Source organism: Burkholderia semiarida (assembly GCF_029268935.1).
GTDB lineage: Bacteria > Pseudomonadota > Gammaproteobacteria > Burkholderiales > Burkholderiaceae > Burkholderia > Burkholderia semiarida.
The window spans coordinates 724,809-743,334 of the sequence record NZ_JAHLCL010000001.1; the positions used below are offsets into that span (position 1 = coordinate 724,809).

The window sequence follows — 18,526 nt, forward strand, 5'->3', positions numbered from 1 at the left end:
CGAATCACCCGTTCAGTTCGCGAAGATCGGACGGCGGAAACTTCTTCGGCGCCGGCTGACCCAATACCCAGTACATGACGTGAGCCGACATACCGGGATGCTGGCCAGAGCTGAACTTCTGCCAAAGCGCCGCGACCGCAACGCCCGCGACCAGACCGAGCAAGGTGTGGTTGAGCAACACACCGCCGATCGTGCCAGTGAGCCCGATCGCTGCTACGTCCTTGCGAAAGAACAGGAACTTCTCCGGGTCGTCAAGGCGACTGGGTACGTAGTGACTGAGATCATCCGACATCGCCGCCCCCGCTCAAATCGTCGCGGTGTAGCTGGCGTCGATGATGCCGACGATCACACCGACTGCGATGCCGATACCGGACGGAATAACAAACGCACCGTAGTCCTTCACGAACATCGCTCGGACGCTGCCCCACAAGACGCCGGCGAGAGCACAGGTCTTACCTGGGTTGCCTTTTGCCCAACCTTCTACGGTGGTCGACCCTTGCTGGAACTCCGCGCCGTCCGTTCCGAACGCATAGCGCGCGACCATCATCAGCGTGACCGCAAGTATCACGGCAGCGATGAAGTTCAGGGTTTCACGCACTTCAGATTTCTGCAGAAGCGCCTTCGCGCGATCCTCGAAAGCAACGAGGGCGCTCGCGGCTCGATATTCGAGCATCTCGAGCTGGTTGAATTGAGCGGTATTCATCTAGTCCTCATGTGGTAGCTAGCCAGCAGCGCGGGCCGGGGGTTGTGCTCGCGCTACATGCAGCGCGAGCACAATTCAGGGGGAAAGTAGTTAAACGAACAATCGAACTTTCATTACGGATTACTTACTATCGTGTTTCCTCCTTGGCCGAGTGGTGAATCGGTGAGCTGCGCGGACTAACGGCCCGCCAGGTGCTTCGACGCCGTCCCGACCGCGGCGCCCGCGGTGCAAAGCGTTCGATTCGCCACCTTCGCGACTCGGTGGACATGTCGGATTCGCGCGTGCAGGGATCGATGGCGCTTGACGATCGGCGTGGAAAGCTTTTGAATGGGCCGGGTTTCTACAGCCGATACAGGGAGCGATAGATTCTCTTGAACGACAGGCGCCGGCGTCGCGAGGTGCTTGATCGTCGGTTCAGGGCATGAGTCGCCGGAACAGAACACGTAGCGGCCGGAGCCGGGTTCGCCGATCTGCGTGACGTCGTAGTCCGGAAGTCGGGAAGACGCAAAGCAGGCTTGCGCAAGGGTCCCGACAATCAGGCCAAGAAGAGGGACGAGGCGCATCATCGCGCGCCTCCTTCGGCGACCTTGCCGAGCGCCGACTGGGCGCGATAGCCCGCATATGCACGCTGCACCAGCCGGACATAGCGCGCCTGGGCGGCGATGTTCGTCGAACCGGGCCCGGTGTTGTAGCAACCGACGGCGGCCCAGGTCGCGCCCTTGGCCTGGATGCAGTTGGCGAGCACCCACGCGCTGAGCTTGAGGTTCACGCACGGGTTCAGGAGGTCGCGTTGGGTGACGCCGTAGCTGACGAGCTCGGGAAGATGGACATCGTTGATTTGCGCTGCTCCCCATGCCCGGTGGCCGTCGGGCAAGCGCGGCCCAACGGCGCCGGGCATGCCACGAGATTCGACCCAGGTTATCGCCCGCAGGAGATCGGGATCGAGGTGATAGAGGGCTGCAGCCTCATTGAAGATATTGCCCTTGCAAACGTCCGCGGTCGCAGGCGGAGCAGCGAGCAGGGCGATCGTGGCAGCAACTGCCACGCAGAAGGTGCGCATCGCATGCGATGAGTGGCGACGCACGGAATAAAAAACGTAGCGTATCGGGTTGCCCCGAAACGCTACGAGACCGCCTGCAGTCGAGGCACTGAGAGAAGAAAGCGACAGGCGGGATACGAGCGGAAGCTGCTCGTACCGAAAGAGCAACATGGAGCAAAAAGGGGGTATGTCCGAATAGATGCGTGACACCGAACCCGCAGGGCAAGACATGCGGCCGCGGAGGAGGTTTGACGCGGAAAAGCGAACGAATGGCCTGCGCTCGCGCGATACTCCAGTGCGTTGGACAAGGCGTATCGCCGTCGCCTTAAAAAGGGACGCATCGAACGCGTCAAGCCCGAAGGATTGACGTACAATATCTGTAGCCACGAGTGGTCTCTCTCAGCTTTCCCAGCTATTTGCTTGTGGTCAGGACATATGGGGTGTTGGCGCACCCTGTATGTCCGTCTTAATTAACTACAACTGCACAACACAGACATGAAAGTTCGGAGATTTTCCGAATCTGCGGCGTGACGATATTCGCAGCGCTGCACATGTTTTCTTGTCCACTTCAAAACCCACGGCGGTCAATTGACCAAGATCGCGTACAGAACAGCTAGTCACACGTGGGCAGCGCTCAGAACTCACTACGCTTTCGCACGAGCGGCTCAGAGGCCGGGCCGACTTCGTATCGGTAAACTTGGCGACGACTGCCGCTACCGGGATCTACCAGGTTCGTACCGCTCATCCCTTTGGATTCCACTGCAGGGTGATCACGTTAACGTTCAGCTCGTGCTTCTCAAAGTACTTCATCATGCTATCCAGGCTTGCCCATGTCCTCGGTTCATTGCGGAACGTATACAACGTGTGCAAACCCTCTTTCCAAGACAGTTCGACGACGAAGAGATAGCCCCTATCCGTGCGCAAAACCGATGCGTGCTTGATAGCGTTGTTCTTCGCGGCATCCCGAAATTCCGCCTCAGTAATCTTGCTCAACCCACCCTCCAATGTGCTCAACTGGAGGATAGTAAAGCGATAGCTACCGATTCGGATGGTTCGATTCAATTTCTACCAACATTACCTGTATTGCACTGCATTAGAACATGAATTGCATTGCAAAACAACATATTTTGCAAGGCGCAGCGGGAGACTACGATCTTGTCCTCCCACCCTGACCAGCGCCGATCGGTCGACCAGCAAATGACGTTACCAACTGTAACAGGATGTTGAAAATTTTCAACTCCTTCGTTGAACAAAAATTAGGGTCGGGCATAGCGCGTGAAGAAAAAGGAAGAACTTGCAAGCCTAGCGGCCACGTTTGTGGCAACGGTCAAACATTTGCAGCAGGAGGCCGGCGTCAACGACTCGGAACTGTCGCGCGCGATCGATCTTGACCGGGGCACGCTCAGCCGCCTGTTGTCGGGTGAAACTATCGATCCGAGACTGAGCACGATTTCAGCAATCGCCCGGTTTTTCGCCGTTCCGATGTCGTCCCTCTTCGGCGAAGAGAGCAGGGGGTTCGTGCCTGTCTATGAGCAGCGGAGTCTGCGCGACGCGCGAAAAGTATCCGCGGCGCCGCGCCACGGTCAGCTGTGGATCAGGGTATCGAACGCAAATTCGAGTCGATTTGCGATTGCACTCGCCCCCAAGAGCCGCACCGAACCGCTTCCGCACAATGCCATCCTTGTCATCGGAGATTATGCCTCTCTTGATTCAGGCGATTTTGCATTTGTCGAAGTAGATGAACAAACTTACACCTTCGTTAAGTTGACGGATGGCGAAAAACTCATCGGTTACGACATAGAATCAACCTCAAAGCGCCGGCCCATATTGATAAATGAGCAAGCGATCATCGGAAAAGTTGTGGAAATCATAATGGGCGCTAGCTCCGAATGAAATTCACCTTATAGTCGTAATGATCGACACCATCACGCGACTTTATCCAGAGAACGATTCTGGAAAACAAGACAGAGAACGCCATTTCGTACAGCATCTTTATCGTGATTTGTGCAAGCACGATCTTGAGAAGCACAGTCAACGGCACAACACCGTAGAACAATAGTGTCCCAAATAGAACGCTATCGACGACTGCTCCGACTGCATTGGCCGCAAGAAAACGAAGAATCAGGGCGCGGCCTCTTAGTGCGATCTTCAGCCTAGATACGACCAGCGAATTAGATAACTCGCCTGCGAAGTAGCCGACAGCCGATGCGCCCAGCGCCCTCATCATTTGATGGGACACTCCGAGAACGCTACCGCCCAGCCATCCCGCCTTCTCGAGCGACAGAATAATCAGAATAACCGGGATGTTCACTAAAAACGCACCCCATATCACATGGCGACTTACGACAAATCCATAAGTCTCCGTTATGCAAGCCCCAAAGCAATACGTCAACGGAAAGACGACTAGCGCGGTCGGAAAGAGGACGCTGTACCCATGCAGGAACGGCAGGTTGATGGTGGTGATACTATCTCCGATTAAATTGGTCGTGACCAACATGACGCTGAATAGTGCAGTAAGATAAATAATCCCGTAAGGGAAGTGCGGCACTCGCTCGGTGATGTTCTGGATATTGACGTCGTTGGCATTTACCGTAGCGAGCAATGCGACATCATTCGCAGAGAATTTGCCGATCCAATCCGCCTCTAACAGTTCACCAACGGGTAGCTTCATCGAAATACCCGTATCATTCACGCGCACTCTCGCGACCGAAAATCGCTTTTCACCATCCTTCGGAAGAATCGCCTCTACCTGGCATCTCGGGATACTATTTGCCGTTACCATAATTGCGCCTGTTCAAAATCGATCCACCAAACAACCAAAAGCACCACCGGCCTACCATGGAAAACCGAACACTTACGTCACTTGGGCAGATTCTGATACGCCATCTTCAATATGATATCTCGATATTGCGGATACTTTCCCAGCAACTCGGACTGAGTAAGAATTCGATAATCAGCATCGTCAAATCCCGGCACAACAGTGCAACTGACCAAAGTGTAATCACCTGAATCGACCGACGCCCCAAAGATCCATCCTCCGCGCATAACTACAGAAAGTACCTCCCCATGTTCCACGTTCGGGCCGAGACGGACCGTCCGATATGCTCCCGTTTCATCGATGACGTGCATGGTAAGTGGGTCGCCAGCGTGGTAGTACCATATTTCATCGGATATCATCTGATGGAAGTGCGACCGGCTATCATGGGTCACCATGAAATAGATTCCGCTATAATTTTTCCTTTCAGCGCCGCTCGCCGTTTTTCGATAAATGTCAGAACCAAACGCGTATCTAAAATAGCCTCCTTCCGGATGAGGCTCCAGACCGAGTTTCCCCATCCAGAATTCCCTAGATTCGTGCGGTCTGCTGCGATTTGAATTTGACATAACGTTTCCCGCAGATATCATGAAAATTATTACAAAAATCGAAACGAAGGTGACTCTTGGAATCACCCCCTTCGGCCCTCTACACATAAATTTATTGTTTTTCGCAAACATACGATGTGGTTTTAGTTGAAATTTCTACTACATCGCCAGACCGCAGGTGCACGGGGAAATAGTACCGCTGCTGATCCTACACGATGATATCGACATCGATTTGAAATTCTTTACCGCTTTGCAATACGGAGGTTCCCGCGGCGAACAGATGTCAACAAATCGAAAGGTATATTCGAGACTCCAACAGAATTCTTTCGATTTGATTTAATTTGAACGCGCAGCGCGCCGGCGACCGAGCAACGTCCCTATAACCGTAACGGCGAGGCGATGGAACAGCGTGCGTCGCGGGCGCGCGCCGCAACCTCAGTCCGGCTCGATCTGCATCTGTTGCGCAGCTTGTTGACGTCGCTGGCGCTGCGGCTGGGTATTCGCCTGCTCGCCCAACTCATGCTCACGCAGCGTCTCGATGGCGCTTGACTTGTCCTGGTGGCGTGAGACGGCCGCTCGAGCGAGAATTGCGTCGGTCGTGAAAATCTGGAGATCCTCGACCGCCCGGGTGAGCCCGACATAGAAGCTCCGGTCGCCGAAGATCCTACGCACCGTCATCGCGACGTCTGACTGGCGCCGAGCATCTTCCGGATCACGCTCCATTTTGTGTGAAGGGATATGCAGCATGGCTTGCTCGCGGGTCGCGCCTTGGCCTGCGTGAACCGTCACCGCGTACGCGTGATCCCAATGACGCTGCGCGTCGAGATCCCAAGGAATTTCCTTGCCATCCGCGAGCCGCAGGACCGCCTGGTTCTCGTTGACAGAAACGACGGTCGCCTCGTGGCCATTCTTGACGAGCTCGTCGCCGCGGGTGAAGCGGATGACGTCACGCGCGGCGAGATTCCTCGTTTCCGAGAGATACACCTCCACCCGGTTGTACTTCTTCGGTTCCCATTCCATTAGAGACCCGTCGGACTTCCGCAGAACGACGATACCCTCGTCGGGTCGAGTGCCCACAACGCGCATGTATTCGCCGCGGGAGGCGAGTATTTTCTGATAGTCACGACCAAACCGGACGGTCATATCCTTGCTGTAGTACTGCGCCTCCTTCTGCTTGGCCCGGGTCATATCGCCGTCGGACCGGAAGATGGTGTGTGCCGAGTCGTTGACATCGAGATCGCCACGCTCCTGCAGCTCCGCCCGAACCGCATTGTTGATTTCGACGCGGTCCTCGTTAAACGGGGTGATGATGATCGTCTGATTTCTTCGTGGTCCCCGGTCGACGTACTGGCGCGCCAACAGGTCGATCAGGTCTCGCGGATCCTCGTGTTCCGTCACGCGCCCAGCTCGCTCGAGAAAGTCGAAGGCGCGAGCGTTACGTGCGAGGTTCAGGTCGGTGAGGGGCTCATCCGGTGCAAGGTCGGCGGTGCCCACGGTGATCGCGACTGCCTGCTGCAACTCGGGATTCTTCTGGCGCTGGATCTGGGTCATCTGAGCGGTGGTCACGCCCTCGTCCTGCAGGATCTCAAACGGTTTGCCCGCCTCGATGGCCTGCAGCTGGAGGCGGTCGCCAAGGAGGATGACCTTCGCATCCGCTCGTTCCGCCATCTTAAATAGGCGAGCCATTTGCCGTTGGGCGAGGAACGATGACTCGTCGACGAGCCAGAGCTCGCGCTCTCGTGATAGGTTCGGCACATACTCGCGCAGGAGCTTCAAATCATCCTGGCGCCGCTGCTCATGAATCTCGAACATCGTAACCGTATCGGCCTGGATACCGGAGTCGTTCTCGAGCTGCTTGGCAGCCTGCCCGGTTGCGGCCATCCCTCGTACAAGCCAACCCTGCTCGTGCGCGACCTGGACTGTTCCCTTGACCATCGTGGTTTTGCCCACGCCGGCGAGCCCCTGCACCGCGACGATCCGGTCTCTGCTCGTCAGCGCATGCTCGATCGCGCCTCGCTGCCCGGGGGTGTAGTCGAAGGTGGAATCGTTCCGCTCCGCACGCGCGGTGGCGATGGCCTGTTCGATTCTGGACCGGACTAATTCGGCAGGCGCGATCGCCGGCGTCGCATCTCGCTGCGCGAGCGCGTTCTCGACCGTCCAGCGCTCCGTGTTGAGCATCTTCTCGGTGGTAATGTTGCCGTCCGGAAGGTCGACGATCTTGCCTTGATGGACCAGCTTTTTGTAGGCATCGAGAATCTGATTCGGAGACGTTCGGCCGACCGCATGTTCGAGCGCGGTCTGGACGAGGTCATATTGGTTCAGCACAATTTCGCGCTCACCGAGGTGAGACGCAGCGAACCGTAGGGCTTCAATACCGGACAACTTGACGACCCGTGCATCCGTTCCCGCTTCCCGCGCCTCCCGTGCCTTCTGCTGGATGACGCTGTAGTCGAGGCCGACTGCTTGTGCGCGCTCACGCCATTGAACCGACAAGACCTCATGGTCGACGCCGACCTTGCGTTCGCGGGTCGCGAGCACGGCACGCTCCTTCTCGGCGGCCGTGGCGTTTGCAGGATCGATTCCGTTGGCCCGCAGCCATCGATCGCGCGCTGCCGAGCGCTGGCTGAAGTGTTCGATCTGCTCTCGAGTGACGCCGACCAGTTCGAAATTCCCGTTCTCGTCGGGTGCCGTGATGGCATAGCCGCGCTTCTGCAACCCGCGCGCGAGCGAGGACGTATAGATTGCCCCGATCACCTTCTGCTGCACGTACAACTCGTCATTGGTGAGCGATCGCCATTCGCCATCGGCGCGTTGGGTCGCGTTCATGACCAGGGCGTGGGTATGCGTATCGGGGTCGAGATCTCGGCTCGTGTTGTGTCGAAAGAGGGCGGCTACTACATTGCCGGTCGGCTCGACCAGCGTCTCGCCATCGACCGTTTTGCGGGCCTGCGCCACATACGCCTCGACGTACTCGAGCGCCTCCTTGACGGCTTCCTCGTGGGCGAGACGGACCTCGCGATCTTCGAAAACTTCGGCAGCGATACTGACGCTCTTCGGTGCCGAAAACGTCAAATCGATGCCGGGCCGATGCACGACCTCGGGCTCGCCATTCTCGTCCAGGACGACGCGACCGAGTTGCTGATCGCCCACCTGCCCAGACAGCAGCTTGAAAAACACGTTCCGATCGACTTGCCCGTTCAGACCGAGGGTGGCCGCCCCCTTGCCGAACCAGGCGGAATGTTCGAGTCCCTGATCGGTGGTGTAGTAGTTGTCTTTCGAAAAATAGTGGAGCGCCTGGCTGGCGCTGCCGACATTGTGCATGCTCATCATGGCGTGTCACCCCAACAGGTCACCGAGGCCGGCGCGGCCGGTGGGCCGTTCGCCGGCGCCTGGCTCGCGGGAAGCCGACGTATCGTGAACCTCGCCGGTGTCACCGTCCACGATTTCGCCAGTCGACAGCGAGATCACGTTGGACGGCTGTGCTACGGAACGAGAAGTGCTCGGCGCGGCCGGATCAACATCCGGGCCGGCAGAGGCGGGGTTGGTCGACGAGTACTCGGCGGTCGCAGTCGGAGCGTCCGAAGGATTGGGTGACGGGGAGCGGGACGGGTCCGTACCAGATTTCTCCGTCGGGCTGGGCGGGGAAGGCAGCACAGTGGATCGCCGCTCCGAGGCAGCCGGACCGTCAGCAGCAGCGCTTGCCGGTAGCCAGAGATCGTACGTTTGGCGCGGGACGAACGGCGTCACCGTTTGGGGATGGGGGACGTACTCGTACTTGACCCGGGCAACCGGATAGTCGCTCGGTGTGACCAGATAGCCCTGCATGTCGGGCAGGTGCAGAATTTCGGATGAGAGGACGAGATCACGGAGATTGCGTCGCGCAAAAACGCTCATGCCGTCGCGCCGCTCGTCGATGCCGAGATTCAGGCTTTCTTCCTTTTCGTCCAAGTCGGCCTGTCCGATCGCGTTGGCCAACGCCTTGGCCGCATCACCATCTGTCACGCGAAGCAGGAGCTTGGTCTGGCATCCGGAGATGATCGTGCGCGCCAAGTGCTCGCCGTAGATCTGGAACAGTTGGGAAAAGTCCTGGATGCCGAGCACGAAGCAACCGCCGTACTTCCGAATGTTGGTGACGGCGAGCTTCATGATCTCGAGCTTTTGCAGAGTGGGGAGCTCGTCGTAGAAGTACCAGAGACGTTCGCGATGAATCGGCTTGAGCGTCAACAGCGAGCGGATCGCGATATCGCACCAGAGGCTGATCAGCGGAAGCAGGGCGGTTTTCTGCTCCTCGTTGACGGTAATAAACAGCCAGGAATCGTCCTCTTCATCCTCATTCTGGATCCATTCTCGGATCGAAAATGGCTCGCCTTCGTCGTGCAGGTAACGAAAGCAATCGAGCTGGTTCTGCACGGTCATCTTGAGGCTCATGCCCGTACGCTCAGTGACTGGATCGACGTAGGTCGCCGCGGACTCGTTCGCTAGGATCGCGTGCAATTCCTCGAGATTGCTATGGGCGATAGCCTTGTACAGCGCTGCGTTGGTTCGTTTGTTGTCGCCGCCAAGCGCACGAATCGCCCCCTTGAAAACCATGCGCCCCGCAATCGCGAAGAATGGGTCCGCAACATTCGGCGGAATTGGGATGAGCCCCTCAGCCAGCCCGTCGTAATGGATCTCGCTTTGGATTTCGCGCCAGGCATTCCAGTTCGGGCTCCGCGCGTCGAGGGGATTCAGGATGACGTCCTTCCCTTCGCGGTAATACGCAGCGGTGAATTCACCTGATGGGTCATAGACGATCGCGCGTTTTTTGCGGGCGCGCACCTGATCCATCAGCGCAAAAAACTGCTGGGACTTGCCACTGCCTTGGGCACCAGAAAAGAGTGTGCCGAGCACTTCGGCCTTCTTCCGCATCGGCACGCCGGCGATGCGATAGGGGCTGGCGTCGTCTCGAGCCTCCAGTTCCTTGATGAGCTCCTTTGCTTTCACGAGCTTGGCACCGCGCACCTGCTTGTCGGTAAGTTTTCCGCGGCCGTACTCCATCCAAAACAGGACGGAAAGGAACGTGACGGCAATAGCCGTTAGAACAGCGTACAGGGCAGCATTGCGCGCATAGACGAAGAACTCGTCGGCCGCATCCTCGGTAAACGACAGCGCCGCACCGGGCGGCAGTACCGTGTCGTCGTTGCCGAGATGGAACGAGACGTTCGGATTCGCCATCGGAACGACGGTGAGGATTTCCGCCTCAACGTGCTTGATCGTCAAATAGCGAGTTTCGGCCGACGTGACGAAATACAGGTATGCACCGCCGGCCAGCGCACCGACGAGAATTGCCGCGATGACAACCGCCACAATCGCACTGGTGAGAAGCTTTGCCTGTTGCCACCAGAGGGCAGTTCCTCGCGAAAAGGTGGCGAGTCCGCTGGGTGAGCGTTGATCAGCCATTGAGCTCTCCCAGCAGTTTCTTGGTAGCGGCTTCGGCGCGATCCTGTGCCTGATGGAAGAACTGGATGTTTCTGTCGCTGATGATGCTGGTCAGGACTTCGCGGCTGAAGAACACCGCTTGAACCAGTTCGGACGGTAGCGATTGGACGGATTTGCCTGGGCCGCCATCGGACGGCGTGTGCCCACTCAGTTGTTGAATGAGCGCCTTGAGACGCTGGTCGATGAGCGAGACATTTTCGGTGACGACGCCGAGCGCAAGCTGCTTGCGAATGTAGTCGGACAGCGAGACACCGTTCTCCTGGGCCTTGCGCCGATAGAAGCGTTCCGACTCGGGATCGAGTTTGAAGGAGATGGGTTTGGACGCACCTTTTCCCGGCGTTTTGAGACGCGGCATGAAGACCTCGTAGCGAGAGATCCTTACCTTTTTGTGGCCGTGGTTAGTTGCGGATTGAGCTGCCGATACGCGCTTCCGTCGTGTGAAGATGTTAGCACATGGTCACGCTGTTTCGTCATACGGCTATGTGTTTTTCTGGGAACGGCGACAATCTTGCCGTTTCGCATTGTTTTCTCCATCAACATCCGCCTCGCGTCTTTAAAGCACTGATTTAATTATCGTTTTCTGTATATCTGGATCTTCATTGAATTTAGGTGTACTACCGTGACGCCAATGGTGTAATACGCATATAGCCGTTGTCACGCGAGCTTTCGATCGTAGGTCCAACGGTATTAAAGGGGTTTTACGGGCGTCATACCGGCATACGCTCTATCCAGCTTTGAGTTTCGGCTCTAGCTTAGCGATATCGCGCTTTTAGGCGTCGTACCGCTTAAAGGCTTGCGCAGCAAGGCTTTAAGCGCCCGCAACGGAGTTGCGTGGTGTGTGACCGTCTGGTCGGGGGGTGGGGCTTGCCCCACGGGTCGCCCCCTGAACGGACGGTATCTGGATGGTGGTGCCCGGACGGGTCCGGGCACCACCGGTTTTTCAGCAGGCGTGGCGATCGGCATCGCAGCCAGCAAGAGCGAGGATTTCGTTCCGTTGAGGCGTTCGCCTGGGTGGAGCACCGCGAAAATTTTGCAGAAAAGTGAAGGTTGAGTCACCGACACGAAAGAGAGAAAAACGAGGCGAGCGTCGATCCGTTCCGCACAGGGAAAAAACGGAATAGGGAGGTCGAACGGAGGCAGGGAGCGGACAGGGGGAAATTCGGAGCGACGAGGGTGGTTATGCCACGCAGGTTTTCCACATATCCACGGGTCCGGACCGACGTCGCGATGCATCAACATCGCAAGAGCGGCGGCCGCGCGCCGTTTTCCACAACGGTGTTGGTTGTGGGAAACGGAAGAAGCGCGGGGACCGGTGGATATGTGGAAAACCTGCCGGCGTGCGCGGATTTCGGTCGTGGATCGATGGGGTGTCGAGCAACAGCCAGAGAGAAAACGCTGTGAGCACGTTCGGTTTGGCGGTATTCGGCGGGCGCGACTTGGCGGCCGCCGATCACGGTCTGCGCAATTCAGGATTGCGCACTGGATGGGTGGTCCGCGCAGGGCGGCGGCTGCGCAACGGCGCGGGCGACGCCCCGCGCGGCGACTGTGCGAAAAAAGCGCGGGGCGGGCGCTCGGCGCGCTGGCTTGGTCGGGTCGGCGGCCGCGACGGTGGCGGCCGCCGTGCTCGAGCTACGCAATGCGTGCATTGCGTCTGGGTGGATGGTCCGCGCCGGGCGGCGGCCGCGGAATGGCGCGGGCGACGCCCGGCGCGGCGACAGCAGGAAAAACGCGGGCACGCCGGCTCGGTGCACGGGGCGTCGGGCCGGCGGCCGCGACGGTGGCGGCCGCCGTGCTGGAGCTGCGCAATGCGAGCATTGCGCTCTGGCTAGGTGGTCCGCGCTCGGAGCGGTTGCGTCTGCGGCCGCGACGGTGCCGGCCGCTGCGCGCGAGTTGCGCAGCGGGCAATTGCGCCGCGACGGATGATGCGCGGGGCAGCGGTGCGACAGCGGGGTATCAGGCCTCAGTGCTTTACGTTGCGCGGCCGAATTCCGCTACACTGCGCGGCAAGGGGGAGGGGCGCAATGGAGTGATAGAGGCCATGACGGCAGATGCAGGGAAGACGGCACGGAAGCCGCGATCGATCGAAGACGAGATCGCGCGGACGGCGGCGAAGCTGAAAAAGCTGCAGGACCAACAGCGCGAGATGATCCGCAGGGATCGCGAGCGGAATCATAAGGCGGTGCTCGAGCTGCTGCGCGCGGAAGGGCTGGACGAGATCTCGGCGGAACAGTGGAAAGAGCGGCTTGATGCGGTAAAAGTCGCACTCGCGAAACCGTGCGAGACCCCGGTGCCGGCGAAACCCGCCCAGGGCGTGCCGCCCGCCGCCGTCGCCGACGGCGCGTCGGTGTGATCGTTGGGGCAATCCGGCGACGCACGAAGTGTGCGCGGAGCGGGATTGCCCCGATTCGTTTGCGCAGCGCGCAAACTGGCTAACGCATTGGTCGCGGGCTGGCGGGTGGTCGCGGCGTAGCGGCGAGCGCCCGCCAGCCCGCGACGCCGCGAAAATCCCGGCTCAGGCGTGCTCGTGTACGGGCGTCGTCACGGTCAACGTGAGGCCGAGCGCGCGCACAACACGCAGGATCGTCGCGAATTCCGGGTTGCCGTGCTCGTCCAGCGCTTTGTAGAGGCTTTCGCGGCCGACGCCCGCGTCGCGCGCAATCTGCGTCATGCCACGCGCACGCGCCACGGTGCCGATGGCTTCCTGAATGTCGGCGGAATCGCCGGTCTCGAACGAAATCCGCAGATATTCGGCCTGCGCCTCGGGCGTGTCGAGGTATTCGGCCGCATCGAACGGCGTTGTCTTGATACCCATGTCAATCTCCCAATTGCGCCGAAAGCGCGATAGCACGCTCAATGTCGCGCTGCTGCGTTGACTTGTCGCCACCGCATAGCAGGACGACGAGCGTTGAGCCTCGTTGGACAAAGTAGACGCGATAGCCGGGGCCGACGTGCACCCGCATTTCGCTCACTCCGGCACCCACCGGCTTCACGTCCCCATACTGGCCGCGCGCGAGCCGTTGAATCCGCTTGGCGATCTGCGCGCGCGCGATGTGATCGCGTAGGCCGCGCAACCATTTCGCGAAGTCGTCTGTCTGCTCGATTCTCATATCCTATATAGTATCCCATAGGATACACGATTTCAAGGTGCATTCTGGGTGCCGGCTGAACGCCCCGGCGACGCGAAATGCGCCCGTCGAAGGGGGTACGGTTTTCACGCGACGCGCTCGACCTCTACAAACTGCGAGCCAAAGAGCGATTCCGCACGGGTCCAAGCCTCTTCGTAACTGCATGCGTCGATGATCTCGACGTCGAATCCAGTCGCTGTCTTGTAGGTGATCGCCCACTGAGCGCGCATGTCATATCTCCTTCGTGAAGTCCCGCTATAACGAACGCGGGTCGCGTCGATGACGCGCTATTGCGAAAACGCGCCGTCGAACGCGGCGCGTTGCGTGTCCGACAAGTGCGCCGCGTCGATCTGCGTCGCGCGGTTCACGATCATCAGCGCGTAGGGTTCGGCAAGAATCCGCGCTTCGCGGCACAGGATTGGATCACCGTCTACGCTCGGTTGGCGTGCGCGCCAAATGTTGATCGCGCGCTCGATCTGCTCGATATGCAAAACTGTTGGGTTGTTCATCGCTTTCGCTCCGTGACGTGCGCCGTGTTCGCGGCGCACGCAGGTTAGTCGATGCATTCTTCGAAGTGCCAGCGCGATTCCATTTCCTTGGCGGCACCGATTGCCTCCTGAAGCGTCGCGCGCGGATGGCCGGCGTTTGGCTCGCAATCGCCGCCCCGATGAGAGACTTCGAGGGCAGGGACATAGCCGTCCCGCGTGAGGCTCACGCTCGGGCGCGTTTCGTTCAAGCCGTCCATGTCGCTGAGCCATTCCCCGAACCAAACGACCCGACCGCGTTCCTCGGCTTCGAAGCCGTCATCCCAATGCGGAATCAGACTGGGCTCGACCGCCAGCAAGAGCGACATGTCGGCCCCTTCGAGGCATGCACGTGCTCCGCTCGCGCGGGCGCAGCTTTCAGCATGCCAGAGGTATTGCTCGGCCTTATCTTCGTTGCCGGCAGTTGCAGCGATGCGAAACAGCGCAAGTTGCGCGCGCGCTTCGAGGGCAAAATCGAAACTGTCGACGGGAGTGCGATCAAATTTCACGGTTCGCTCCGATCGGCGCGCCAGCGTCGGCGCGCCCGCAAAACGGTCAATGGAAGATGCCGAGGGCTTCACGGATGACGCGTTGAGCGCTCGCAGCGCCGTAGCGCTCGCCCCGTGCGTACGCCTTTTCGTAGATCATGATCGCGACATTGATTTGCCACGCCGTCCAGTCGATCGTGGGCAGCGTAAATGCCAGTTCGCCATCGTCGCCATGATGTACCGCGATGGAGGACGCAGCACGTTCAGAACACGCAATTGCGAAAAAACCTTCGGTAATACCGTCGATCATCAGTTCGTCAGTCTCGTAGCTCATCGTGAATCTCCGGGTTATTGCCAAACCGGCGACCAAGCGCCGGACGTCAGGCGGAACAGGGTGATGCGTTGCACGCGACCGGCTACGTTCGTTTCGAGTCGCACGGCGCGCGCATCGTCATCGGGACGGGTCCAGCGGTGCAGGACACGAATCGGCGCGTCGAACGGGCATTCGAACCAATGCGCGGCCGTGGCACGCAGGCGATTTTTCGTGTGTCGAATGCCTGCCTGGCGGTGAGCCTCGGGGGGTGCGGGGGGAACGCCCGCGCGTGTGTGCGTGATTCGGTCGGGGGTGGTTGTGCTCACGATTTCGTCCTTTTGTGTCGGGTTGTGGATCTGCCATTGGGAGCCGCCTCGACGCGGGTTTAGCGCGGGCGGGCACGGGTGCAAGGGCGCGCCCGGAGGCCGCATGCGGAGCGCAGGCGTAGCCGAGCACCGAACGGGTGAGGACGTGGGCGGGGCGAAGCGCAGCCTTTACCCTTGCGCCCGTGCCCGCCCGCGCTATGCGTCGAAAAGGGGCGGCTCCCAATGGCAGATCCACGCGCTTAACCCGGCGCAAAAGGATGGAGCGCAACCACGCGGTTTCCCCGGCCGGATCGCGCACACGGCGCGGGGCAGCCGGCCCCGCGCCCCCTCGGCCGGCGTAGCCGGCCGCTAGACCTGCTGTCCGCCCGCGAGTAGCGGGCGCGTACTCCACGAGCAAGCGAAGCGCGCAGCGCCGGCACGGCGCGCAGACGTCAGGGATTGAAGCCCGTAGGGGCGAGACTCGCGCAGCGAGGCTCGACGCGCAGCGCGAAAGCCCGGCCCGGAGCGAAGCGGAGGGAGACGCCCGAGCAGCAAGTCAGGGAAGTGCCGCCAGCGCATGCGCCACAGCGACGGGCGCGCATGCGCAGCATCGGAAAGGTGATCCTTTACGGGAGCGGCAGAGAATCGGAAAGTGAGAACTTTCGGGAGTAGATCATCATGCTGCGTACGGCCCGCCGAAGGACACTGACCGGCACGCCGCACCAGCGGGCGCGGCGCACCCGCTGGCGTCGATCAGGTCAATCTCGCGGCGGCATGCCTTCGCCTTCCGCTACAGACGCGTCGTCGCGGACGTCGTCGGCCGACGCAACCAACGCAGGCTCGTCGGCCTCCGCTTCCTCGGCGCTTTCGTCGGCATGCGACGCCTTCGCCGGAACGTCCCACAGCTTCATCCGCACGGCTTCGGCCGTGACGAAATGCTCGGGCAACCAACCGCGCCCCGCGATCAGCCGTTCGGCCTCGGTCGCCGCGTCCCCCTTCTTGAGCTTCGCCACGCGCATCGCATCGGAAGGCGACACGGCCGCGCTCACGACGTCCACGATCCGATCTTTCGAAACGTGGTCGAAGTAGCCCGCCTTCGTCGGTTGCCACGCATCCGCGAGATTCAGCCCGAGCGCCGGGATCAGTGCGTTGATCGCGTGCGGCCGCTCATCCGGGCGCACGCTGTCCACGCTCGCCGCGACGTACTGCGCGAGGATCAGCAGCAGGCGCTCGTCGGTCTGCTCGATCAGCCAGCGCAGCAGCGCGTCACTGTCATTCGGGATGACGCCTCCCCAAACCCGGCGTTGCTCTCGCCGCATCGTGAACGCAAGGTCGTCGTCCAGTTCCGGCGCATGCTTCGTCAGGTTGTGGGAGTGGTCACGGAACGTCACGTCCAGCGCGCTCCCTTCGGTACTGTGGCCGTACTCGCCCGCCAGCAGCCGGTGCACGAGCGCGGCGAGCGCGACGTGCGGCTGCTGCGCGAGGGCGGCGGCAACGGCCGCCGTGCGATGCGCGTTCAGGCGCAGCGTCAGCCGTTCGGAGTGCGGCCCCTTCGCGGGCTTCACAGCCGACGCGGCGACGCGCGCGGGCTGACCATCTGACGAGTCGTCGTCATCGTCGTCACCATTCTCGCCACTTTCGGTCGTCGCGGCTGCAACCGGCTCACGCGCAACGAGTCCGCGCTCGATCACGGGCTCGCCGTTCGCATCGAGCGAGAGAAGCGCGCCAGCCTGCGCCATGTCGTCGGGATGGTAGACGAGCAATGACCCCTCGATCTCGTCCTGACGCATGCTCAACGCGCCTTCTTCCAGTTCCAGCCGCTCGGCGGCTTCGTCGTCCATGTCGTCGGCTTCCCACTGTGCCGCGATCTCGGCCAGCCGCTGATCGATCGCCGCCAGTTCTTTCGCCACCTCATCGGTGGGTTCCGTTCGACGCGGCAGCACCGGGCGAAATTGCGACCGCGTGGCATGGTCCCGTTCGGGCATGGCTTTCACCCACGCCCAGCCTTCGGCCAGCACGGACGCGCCGAGGGCTTCCAGTTGCTCGGTCGCGAGGCGCAGCATCAGCGCGTGATCGCGATACCACGCATCCTCGGCTGCGGAGAACAGGTCGCGTCGCACTGCACCGCCAGCCGCTTCGAACGCCTCGACGCCGACGAATTTCGCGACGCGGTTGCTCACGAACGACTGTTCGTCGCGCACGAAGCGGCGGCGGATCGCGTGCGCGTCGCGGTTGTACGGCTCGGCGTCGAACCACGCGGCCTCTTGCTCGTCGTGACTGTCCGACAGCGCGAGCGCCTGCATTTGATCGAGCTTGATCTCGCCGGTGCGGAACAGGTCGACCAGCTTCGGAGAGACGCGCGCGAGCTTGAGGCGGCGCTGCACAGTTTTCGGATGCACGCCGTACAGGTCCGCGATTTCCTCGATCGACCGACCGGATTCGACCAGAATCCGGTAAGCGTCGCACGCGTCGGCCGGGTGCATCGGTTCGCGCATTTCGTTCTCGGTTGCCGACAGCAGCACGGCGTCCTCGACCGGCACGACCCGGCAGCGCACCGGGTGGTCGGCGGGGATGTAGTCGTGTTCGAACAGGTAGATGAGCGCGAGGCGGCGGCGTTCGCCAGCGGCCGCGCCGAACGTCTGCGCCTTCCGCGCGCCGACCTTCATTGGATGGACGATCAGGTTCTGGAGCAGACCGACTTTCCAGATATTGAGAGCGAGTTCCTTGATGCCGGTGGGCGGCACGCGCCGCACGTTGTAGGGGGACGCGACGAGCCGTTTGAGCGGGATGTCGCGCAGCTCGTCTGCCGTTCGGTGAGCCTCGGGGGGTGCGGGGGGAACGCCCGCATCGTGGGCGAGGGCCGGGATCTCGGTGGTCACTGCGTTCATAAAAGCCTCCATTACGTCGGGGTGGAAAAAGCTGCCATTCGGAGCCGCCTCGACGCATGGGGAGTGCGGACGCGCAGGCACTGCAAGGGCGCGCGCAAGGCCGCAGCGCCGCGGCCGCCAGGCCGGGCGACCGGGCGCCGCGCGCGGCAGCGCGAACCCTTGCGGTGACGGCGGGCCGCACTATGCGTCGGGATGAGGCGGCCCGATGGCAGCTGATGCGCCGACGGGGGAGGCTGGAACGCGGGGACGGCTGCCGAGGCCCGGACGTCGCCGGCGCCGGGCCGCTCGCGCGGCCCGAGC

20 protein-coding genes are annotated in these 18,526 nt (G+C 60.8%); 2 read left to right on the forward strand and 18 right to left on the reverse strand.

Annotation, left to right across the window (positions count from 1 at the left end; genetic code table 11):
- Window positions 1-4: 4 nt before the first annotated feature.
- The 5 genes from traL to KPB06_RS03340 form a co-directional block, all read right to left on the reverse strand.
- Window positions 5-292, reverse strand: a complete 288-nt coding sequence (traL, locus tag KPB06_RS03320; protein ID WP_089487643.1) for a type IV conjugative transfer system protein TraL — start codon at window positions 290-292, stop codon at window positions 5-7.
- Window positions 293-304: 12 nt separating this feature from the next.
- A complete protein-coding gene (locus KPB06_RS03325) occupies window positions 305-703 on the reverse strand; it encodes a hypothetical protein (protein ID WP_275920403.1) in 399 nt (132 codons plus the stop codon).
- Between the two features lie 176 nt (window positions 704-879).
- On the reverse strand, window positions 880-1,269 hold the full coding sequence (locus KPB06_RS03330; protein WP_275920404.1) for a hypothetical protein: 390 nt from the start codon (window positions 1,267-1,269) through the stop codon (window positions 880-882).
- Window positions 1,266-1,952: a lytic transglycosylase domain-containing protein gene (locus KPB06_RS03335; RefSeq protein ID WP_275920405.1), complete on the reverse strand. Its 687-nt coding sequence runs from the start codon at window positions 1,950-1,952 to the stop codon at window positions 1,266-1,268. The genes KPB06_RS03330 and KPB06_RS03335 overlap by 4 nt, the downstream gene beginning before the upstream one ends.
- 531 nt (window positions 1,953-2,483) lie before the next feature.
- On the reverse strand, window positions 2,484-2,735 hold the full coding sequence (locus KPB06_RS03340) for a hypothetical protein (RefSeq protein ID WP_034192245.1): 252 nt from the start codon (window positions 2,733-2,735) through the stop codon (window positions 2,484-2,486).
- A gap of 282 nt (window positions 2,736-3,017) precedes the next feature.
- On the opposite strand from KPB06_RS03340, the gene KPB06_RS03345 reads away from it, so the two are divergent.
- Complete coding sequence (locus KPB06_RS03345) at window positions 3,018-3,635, forward strand: helix-turn-helix domain-containing protein (RefSeq protein WP_089487645.1); 618 nt, start codon at window positions 3,018-3,020, stop codon at window positions 3,633-3,635.
- Here KPB06_RS03345 and KPB06_RS03350 read toward each other — a convergent pair.
- The 5 genes from KPB06_RS03350 to KPB06_RS03370 all read right to left on the reverse strand — a co-directional run bounded on the left by KPB06_RS03350 (window position 3,622) and on the right by KPB06_RS03370 (window position 10,938).
- On the reverse strand, window positions 3,622-4,434 hold the full coding sequence (locus KPB06_RS03350; RefSeq protein WP_027811061.1) for a VUT family protein: 813 nt from the start codon (window positions 4,432-4,434) through the stop codon (window positions 3,622-3,624). The genes KPB06_RS03345 and KPB06_RS03350 overlap by 14 nt on opposite strands.
- 167 nt (window positions 4,435-4,601) lie before the next feature.
- A complete protein-coding gene (locus KPB06_RS03355; RefSeq protein WP_227745825.1) occupies window positions 4,602-5,078 on the reverse strand; it encodes a cupin domain-containing protein in 477 nt (158 codons plus the stop codon).
- Window positions 5,079-5,540: 462 nt separating this feature from the next.
- Window positions 5,541-8,435, reverse strand: a complete 2,895-nt coding sequence (mobF, locus tag KPB06_RS03360; protein WP_275920406.1) for a MobF family relaxase — start codon at window positions 8,433-8,435, stop codon at window positions 5,541-5,543.
- Window positions 8,436-8,441: 6 nt separating this feature from the next.
- Window positions 8,442-10,544 (reverse strand): type IV secretion system DNA-binding domain-containing protein, encoded by a 2,103-nt coding sequence (locus KPB06_RS03365; RefSeq protein ID WP_275920407.1) that lies wholly within the window; start codon window positions 10,542-10,544, stop codon window positions 8,442-8,444.
- The gene (locus tag KPB06_RS03370) at window positions 10,537-10,938 is read right to left on the reverse strand and encodes a hypothetical protein (protein ID WP_089487649.1); all 402 of its coding nucleotides are present in this window, start codon (window positions 10,936-10,938) and stop codon (window positions 10,537-10,539) included. The genes KPB06_RS03365 and KPB06_RS03370 overlap by 8 nt, the downstream gene beginning before the upstream one ends.
- A gap of 1,683 nt (window positions 10,939-12,621) precedes the next feature.
- Between KPB06_RS03370 and KPB06_RS03375 the strand changes: the two genes are divergently transcribed.
- Complete coding sequence (locus KPB06_RS03375) at window positions 12,622-12,933, forward strand: hypothetical protein (RefSeq protein ID WP_275920408.1); 312 nt, start codon at window positions 12,622-12,624, stop codon at window positions 12,931-12,933.
- A 162-nt stretch (window positions 12,934-13,095) separates the two neighbouring features.
- On the opposite strand, the gene KPB06_RS03380 is transcribed toward KPB06_RS03375, so the two are convergent.
- The 8 genes from KPB06_RS03380 to KPB06_RS03415 all read right to left on the reverse strand — a co-directional run bounded on the left by KPB06_RS03380 (window position 13,096) and on the right by KPB06_RS03415 (window position 18,226).
- Entirely contained in the window at window positions 13,096-13,395 is a 300-nt protein-coding gene (locus KPB06_RS03380; protein ID WP_027811056.1) for an addiction module antidote protein, read from the reverse strand.
- 1 nt (window position 13,396) lies between these two features.
- Entirely contained in the window at window positions 13,397-13,690 is a 294-nt protein-coding gene (locus KPB06_RS03385) for a type II toxin-antitoxin system RelE/ParE family toxin (RefSeq protein WP_089487652.1), read from the reverse strand.
- 104 nt (window positions 13,691-13,794) lie between these two features.
- Window positions 13,795-13,938 (reverse strand): hypothetical protein, encoded by a 144-nt coding sequence (locus KPB06_RS03390; RefSeq protein WP_154641514.1) that lies wholly within the window; start codon window positions 13,936-13,938, stop codon window positions 13,795-13,797.
- Between the two features lie 57 nt (window positions 13,939-13,995).
- Window positions 13,996-14,256: a DUF3717 domain-containing protein gene (locus tag KPB06_RS03395; protein ID WP_420831922.1), complete on the reverse strand. Its 261-nt coding sequence runs from the start codon at window positions 14,254-14,256 to the stop codon at window positions 13,996-13,998.
- A 5-nt stretch (window positions 14,257-14,261) separates the two neighbouring features.
- Entirely contained in the window at window positions 14,262-14,741 is a 480-nt protein-coding gene (locus tag KPB06_RS03400) for a hypothetical protein (RefSeq protein WP_275920409.1), read from the reverse strand.
- Between the two features lie 46 nt (window positions 14,742-14,787).
- On the reverse strand, window positions 14,788-15,054 hold the full coding sequence (locus KPB06_RS03405; protein WP_275920410.1) for a hypothetical protein: 267 nt from the start codon (window positions 15,052-15,054) through the stop codon (window positions 14,788-14,790).
- 14 nt (window positions 15,055-15,068) lie between these two features.
- The gene (locus tag KPB06_RS03410) at window positions 15,069-15,359 is read right to left on the reverse strand and encodes a hypothetical protein (protein WP_227745824.1); all 291 of its coding nucleotides are present in this window, start codon (window positions 15,357-15,359) and stop codon (window positions 15,069-15,071) included.
- Window positions 15,360-16,096: 737 nt separating this feature from the next.
- Window positions 16,097-18,226, reverse strand: a complete 2,130-nt coding sequence (locus KPB06_RS03415; protein WP_011695192.1) for a ParB/RepB/Spo0J family partition protein — start codon at window positions 18,224-18,226, stop codon at window positions 16,097-16,099.
- Window positions 18,227-18,526: the final 300 nt, after the last annotated feature.